The sequence below is a fragment of the Streptomyces sp. NPDC002911 genome (assembly GCF_053591835.1).
The window spans coordinates 1-5,693 of the sequence record NZ_JBSFUO010000066.1 but is presented as its reverse complement, the minus strand read 5'-3'; the positions used below and the strand labels follow the sequence as shown (position 1 = coordinate 5,693).

The window sequence follows — 5,693 nt, the reverse complement described above, 5'->3', positions numbered from 1 at the left end:
AGGCCCTGCTTTCATTCCCCGGCCACGAGCCGATCACCCAACCGGGAACCCAAGTTCGACCCGCAACCGAACCTCTCGGTACGACAACGGCTCCTGAGGCGTGCGGGTCACCGAGTCAGTCAGCGTGCCACCCGTGAAGAGTGCGCCGACGCCGTCCTCCACTGCCCACCCAGCTGGAAGCGCGCGGGTTGCGACGGCCTCCCGATAGGAGGGCCGTCGGCCCGGCTCGCTGTCGTAGTGGGGGCAGACAGAGCCGGAGAGCAGGCCCAACCCGTCGGAGAGGTAGGTCAGTGGCCCGAAGGAGTCGGTATGCGAGCCCTCGGCCCAGCAGTTGGCACCAGCACTGATACCGCATAGCAGAATTCCGTGGTCATAGGCCTCGCGCAGCACCCGGTCCACGCCGTGCGTGCGCCACACCGCAAGCAAGTTTGCGGTGTTGCCCCCACCCACATAGATGACGTCCTGAGACAGCAGGAAGGTTCGCAGGGCATCGTCATCGAGCTCCCGCCGAAACAGCTGCAAGACACTGGGCTCGCAGGCGCGTGATTGATAGGCCGCGAGGAATTGCTCGACGTAAGCGGGGGCGTCTCCACTGGCTGTCGGCACGAAGCACACCTTGGGCCGAGGAGCGCGCACCTGCTCAAGCACCCAATCGTCCAGCAGGCCATCGTCATCGGTGGAGAAGCCCCCTCCAAGAAGAGCCAAACGTCTTTCCGGCACGACAGCCATGCGGGTGCCCCCTCGATTCGTGCTTCAGACTCGGACGACGCTCCGAACGATGCCAAGCCACTGGCTATAACCGCAATCGGATAGATCCGCCTTCAACGCGCGGGTCCGCCCAGCGACCGGACAAGGCCACAAGCGGACGGAGAGCATCGGCCGGACGGCAGCTCCGGATTCAGCGCGTAGTCCAGAAAAATCATTTCAAAGCGATCAACGACACCCTCGGCCACGCTGCCGGAGACGCGGTCATCTCAGCGACCGCGGACCGGCTCAGCGCCTGGGCAGGCAACCGCGCGGCCGTCGGCCGGCTCGGCGGCGACGAATTCGCCCTGACGCTGCGCATCGCCCCCGAGCGGCGCCAGGCCCGCCTCGCCCAGCTCGTCGACAAGCTCACCCAACCCGTCGTCCTCGAGGACCACCGAGTCGTCCAGGTCGCCGCGTCGATCGGCGCCGCCTCAGCCAACTCCCTCGGCACCAGCAATCTGTCGGTGCTGCAGCGCGCCGCTGACGCCGCCCTCTACAGGGCCAAGCACACCGGTCGCGCGCTCCTCGCCTCCCGGACCGACCTCACCGCGGCATCCGTCAACGGACGCCGCGCCGGCCGCCCCGGCACCCACACCGTGGAGCGGACCGCATGAGCAACCACCCTCCCGTCGCACCCGACTGGATCCGCGGCATCACCATCCGGCAGCCGTGGACGACCTGCATCCTCCGGTGCCTTCCCTGTCAAGTGCTTCTGTTCAACATCGGCGGGGGCCCTGGCGGCCACGCCGGTCGTTATGACCTACAACCTGTTCTCGCGCTCGCGACGGTCCGGCTCGCCAGCGAGGTGGCGTCAGTCTGAGCTGCAATCGAGGTTGTCTGCGAAGAAGCGCTCGCCGGCGGCGAAGGCGTCAACCTTGCCGTCCTTTACGGAGAACTGAATAACTCTTCCGCCGAATTTCGGCGCGCTGGGCTCGAAGTGGAACTCCTCGTTGCCGTTGTCAACGGAGGTGGTTGTGATTTCTGCCGCGTAGATCCTCAGCAAGGTTGATCGCGGACTGCCCCGGTGGATCCCGGAGGCTGTCGAGATTGACGTCGATGCGGCTGGCGACACTCGGATTGCGACGAGTTCATCTCGTGAGAATCGCAGGAACAGCCCTTTCGGTCCGCCCTTCACCGCCAGGTCCTTACAGGGCCGCCCAAATGGTTCTGGCTGATCTGGGGTTCCTGGGATCCGCGCCCCGATTGCCTTCTCGGCTTGGGCTCGACTCATTCCGAAATTCAAGGGGCCCATGCCGTTGACCGTAATGCGCTGGCGACTCAAGTCAACTCGCCTGGGAGTTGACTGTTCCTGTTCCCTTTGAAGGGCGAGCTTAATTCTGCCTACGACAGTTCTCGCCAGAATATCATTTCGGTGAAGCATCGTATGGAAGCATGTATCTATCTGCGGGTCCTTTGCTTCACAGTCCACAGTGGCTATATGTCCACCGTTGGTGGCGGATTCTATGCTTACGACCTTGTCCCCTATTTCGATCCCAGCAACTGCGAGCACACCAAAGAGTCCTGCCTCACCCTTCCTCTCCTTTGTTTTGAATTCAGCTTTTCCGGCGAGTGGGTAAACATCGGGTCCGCCCTTCGGCCAAGGCGCAAGATTGGTGATTTCAGAGTTCTTGTTGGCTAGCCCCTCAACTGCTTTGCTTTTACGTGCGATCTCGGAAGGCACGCCTCTGCAGGCGGCTGGCTGCTTTTCGCCTCTTCGCTGTATCTCATCGCACTTCTTGAATAGCTTCCTGGCTTCACCGCATTCGCGAATGTGTCCCTCGTCAAGTGCCCGATTGAGTGTACATTTGGCCAACCATGAGCCTTTGTACGGTGTGCCTAGGGTGACAACGGCGGTGATGTTACGGCCCACGCGACCGCCTCTATCACTTGCGGCCCATTGTGCAGCAAGGCCACCCATGGAGTGGGCCACCAAAATCACCTTTCGATCGGCTTCTTGCCTGAGGCAGGAAATCGTGTCGGCCAGCCTATGGCCTATGGCCCTGTCTGTCACCCAGCGATTACTGAATCTCCGGTAATCGAAAGTGAACGCAGTGATGGATCCTGCCTGCGAGACCAGATCAACAAGCGTCTTGTTGGATTTTTCAACCTTCGCCTCGTTGTCAGTCCACATGGCCGGCCCAGAGTTGAATCCGTGGACGAACAGCACAGGGGTCACCCCCTTGGCGAACTGCTTTCCTGCCACCTGTGCCGCCCCGCAATTTTTGGATGGGCGGGAGGGCGCCGCATAAGCACTGGTGGCGGATCCTGATAGCGGACCCGCAGCCATGGCCACGGCTATGGCTTCAGTGACCAGGACGACCGCAACCCGCCTGGCTGTAGAGCTAAGAAAGTCCGCCATTGTTCGCCCTCGCTCCAACTCGTAACCGGCGTCGGCATCTGGTTTCCGTGCCACCCCCGCACCAATGCGCCGATGCCTCATTGTGTTTAGCGGTCTTATTCGGGGCCGCCGCAATAGGGGGCAAATCTTGCCCAGTCACGTTCGCCAGCGATGAAGGTTTCGACGACACCATCGCTCATCTGGAACCTGATCACTTTGCCTGCAAACCTCGGCGCGGCTGGCGCGAAAATGAGCTCCTCACCACCGTAGTCGGGGGTGGTGGAAGTGATCTCTCCACGGTACGTATCGAGTACAGCGTCTCGCGTGCTACCAATGTGGATACCTGAAAGCGTCGAGATTTTCGTCGCCGGTCGTACTACGTAGATCGCGACGAGGCGTTCAGACGCGAAGCGTAGAAGGAGTCCCTCCGGCCCTCCCTCCACGTTGAAGTCGGTACAGATTCTTCTGCTCATGTTTCCTGGGATCCGCGCACCGATCGCTTTCGAAGCTTCGTCACGGCTCATGCCCAACTCCAGCGGACCCAACCCGTTGACCGTGATGCGCTGGCGGCTCAGGTCATCCCGGCCACGAGCCTCCAAATCTCCGTCCGCCCCGTGCGTGACAAAACGGCTATCCTCCCACGTCCAAGTGACATGGCGGAGTATTGAGGGTCCGTCCGCATGGCTGTCTTCAGGCCCGTAGAACTTGACGTCAGCGGCAAGGCGACCTTCCTCGATAATCAGGGACCTCGGCTGATATTGCGGCGGCAATTCAGGGGTATTAAGAGTTGGCGTGCGGCCTATCTCGCTGCCGTCATCGGTGCGGTAGACGCGCAGTTCCTGCATGAAGAAATTGCTCGGTTGCGGAGAGCAGTAGAACAGCACAGCAGTCACATCGCCGAGCCGTGGCAGGCTGCCTTGGGCGGTTCGCTGGACTTTTACCTCCCAGCGGTCGTACCCGCCAATTCTGCTGCCTTTCGCGACTCCCTTGCCATTGCGCACAGCCACGTTGACCGGCTTGTCGACAATGTCATCGCAAGTGAGGTCATAATTGCGGTTTTCCCAGTCGACCACTTTGGGCGCTGACGGATTGTGAGCCTTCGGTCTCAGGAAGTCGCCACTCTGTTGGACTTGTGATGCTGCCTGAGTACTAGCCGACCCCGTTGCCAGGGGTGACCCTGCTGCAAGGATGCAGGCTGTGCCGAAAGCAATAGAGGTACGCTGCCAGGAGCTTCCCCACATAGGACCGATCCCCTCAGATCCGAAGGCCAATCTGGCGCTCGCAAGGTTTAGGCGCATTGGTGGCCGCGGACGCACTAACAACCACAGGTGCGCCCACATCGTGCAGACACTCGCTCCCCTTGTCTGCGCAGGCACCTTCTCGAAGAATGAAGTGCTGGATGCTCTGGCGTGGTGATCTCGAGGCAGTCGAGGATCGCTTTCTCTTTCCATGGTGATTCCTCGGCCTTGTGGCTGCATCTGGAGCGGTCCAGCGAGATACGTCGGCCCACGGCTGACGGACAACCCAGTGCAGGAGCCGGCCGGGATGGTCCGGAGAATGGTGGAGGTGTTCGATGGCGCCGACAAGGTTCTTGCTGCCGTTGAGTGACCAGGAAGTGGGCGGTGTCGTCCGCATCGTCTCCTGGGTGACCGCCGGCCGCCCCAGCAGATCGGTGGGCACCGTCCTGGCGACCTCATCGTCCCGGATGACGTCCTGGGGATGAGGTGGCCCGATCATCCTGGGGGATCTGGGCGCCCCTGGCGCTCATCAGGGAAGCCTCCAACGGGGGCGTGCTCAGGCCGGCGGCGATGACGATCGCCGGGGCGAGGGCCGGCCCGCCGTGCGGGCCGACCAGTGGCAGGGCCACCAGAAGTGTGGAGTTGAGCAGGGCGGCCGGGAGGTGCACGGCGGTCTGGCCGTGCCGGCCCATCAGGCGCCCCTTGACCGGCTGTGCCAGCGCGGAGGACAGCCCGTACAGGGCGCTGAGCAGCCCGCCGAAGGGGATGATGCCTCCGGTCGCGGTGGCCCACAGGAGGTTGGCGACGGGTGCCTTCCGTCAAGTCCTGCTGTTCAACCTGTGAGTTGTCTCGGAGTAGGCGGACTTGATGAGGCGCCCCGGTGCGGAGAGAGCCGGGGCAGCCCCACTGTTTGCAGGTTTCATGTGGTGGGTGGGCGGAGAGCAACGACGTTGTCGGGAATGGCTTCGGGGCGCACTGAGGGGCCCTTTTCTTGGGTGAGTACGGCGCTGGCGAGGGTAAGCCTGGTCACCAGTTGACGGAGTTCTTCGAGATCGGCCCTCTGGTTCGCGATGGTCTTCTTGAGTCTGGTGACGGTTTCGCGGAGTCGCTTCTCGGTTTCCGGGGTCTGGCGAGTTTCGTTGCGGACACGTTCGTAGAACTCATTCTTGAGGTCCGCGTGTCGCTTTTGGAGGGCCATGCGGTGGACGCCGGCCTCGGCCGCGAGGGCGACGACGGTGAGGCTGCCGCTGGAGGCGGTGCCTTGTGAGGCGTCCTCCGGAGTGTGGACACAGGGGCTCATGCCGCGATTGAGAGTTTAACTGCTCGCAGATGCTGCTGTTCGAACTCCACGGGTGAGAGGTAGTTGAGAG

6 protein-coding genes and 1 pseudogene are annotated in these 5,693 nt (G+C 62.3%); 2 read left to right on the top strand and 5 right to left on the bottom strand.

The features are described 5' to 3' along the window. Nucleotides 1-33: 33 nt before the first annotated feature. Nucleotides 34-729, bottom strand: coding sequence for a Type 1 glutamine amidotransferase-like domain-containing protein (locus ACWD04_RS33630; RefSeq protein WP_451137523.1), 696 nt, complete (start codon nucleotides 727-729; stop codon nucleotides 34-36). 80 nt (nucleotides 730-809) lie between these two features. On the opposite strand from ACWD04_RS33630, the pseudogene ACWD04_RS33625 reads away from it, so the two are divergent. Then, nucleotides 810-1,211, top strand: a pseudogene (locus ACWD04_RS33625) (GGDEF domain-containing protein); the annotation flags it as partial. Further along, a complete protein-coding gene (locus ACWD04_RS33620; protein WP_451137524.1) occupies nucleotides 1,212-1,361 on the top strand; it encodes a hypothetical protein in 150 nt (49 codons plus the stop codon). Between the two features lie 197 nt (nucleotides 1,362-1,558). Here the strand turns inward: ACWD04_RS33620 and ACWD04_RS33615 are convergent, their stop codons facing one another. The 4 genes from ACWD04_RS33615 to ACWD04_RS33600 form a co-directional block, all read right to left on the bottom strand. Beyond that, nucleotides 1,559-2,950 (bottom strand): esterase/lipase family protein, encoded by a 1,392-nt coding sequence (locus tag ACWD04_RS33615; RefSeq protein ID WP_451137522.1) that lies wholly within the window; start codon nucleotides 2,948-2,950, stop codon nucleotides 1,559-1,561. A gap of 251 nt (nucleotides 2,951-3,201) precedes the next feature. Beyond that, nucleotides 3,202-4,158 (bottom strand): hypothetical protein, encoded by a 957-nt coding sequence (locus ACWD04_RS33610; protein WP_451137521.1) that lies wholly within the window; start codon nucleotides 4,156-4,158, stop codon nucleotides 3,202-3,204. Nucleotides 4,159-4,778: 620 nt separating this feature from the next. Then, the gene (locus ACWD04_RS33605; protein ID WP_451137520.1) at nucleotides 4,779-5,015 is read right to left on the bottom strand and encodes a hypothetical protein; all 237 of its coding nucleotides are present in this window, start codon (nucleotides 5,013-5,015) and stop codon (nucleotides 4,779-4,781) included. A gap of 227 nt (nucleotides 5,016-5,242) precedes the next feature. Next, a complete protein-coding gene (locus ACWD04_RS33600; protein WP_451137519.1) occupies nucleotides 5,243-5,623 on the bottom strand; it encodes a hypothetical protein in 381 nt (126 codons plus the stop codon). Nucleotides 5,624-5,693: the final 70 nt, after the last annotated feature.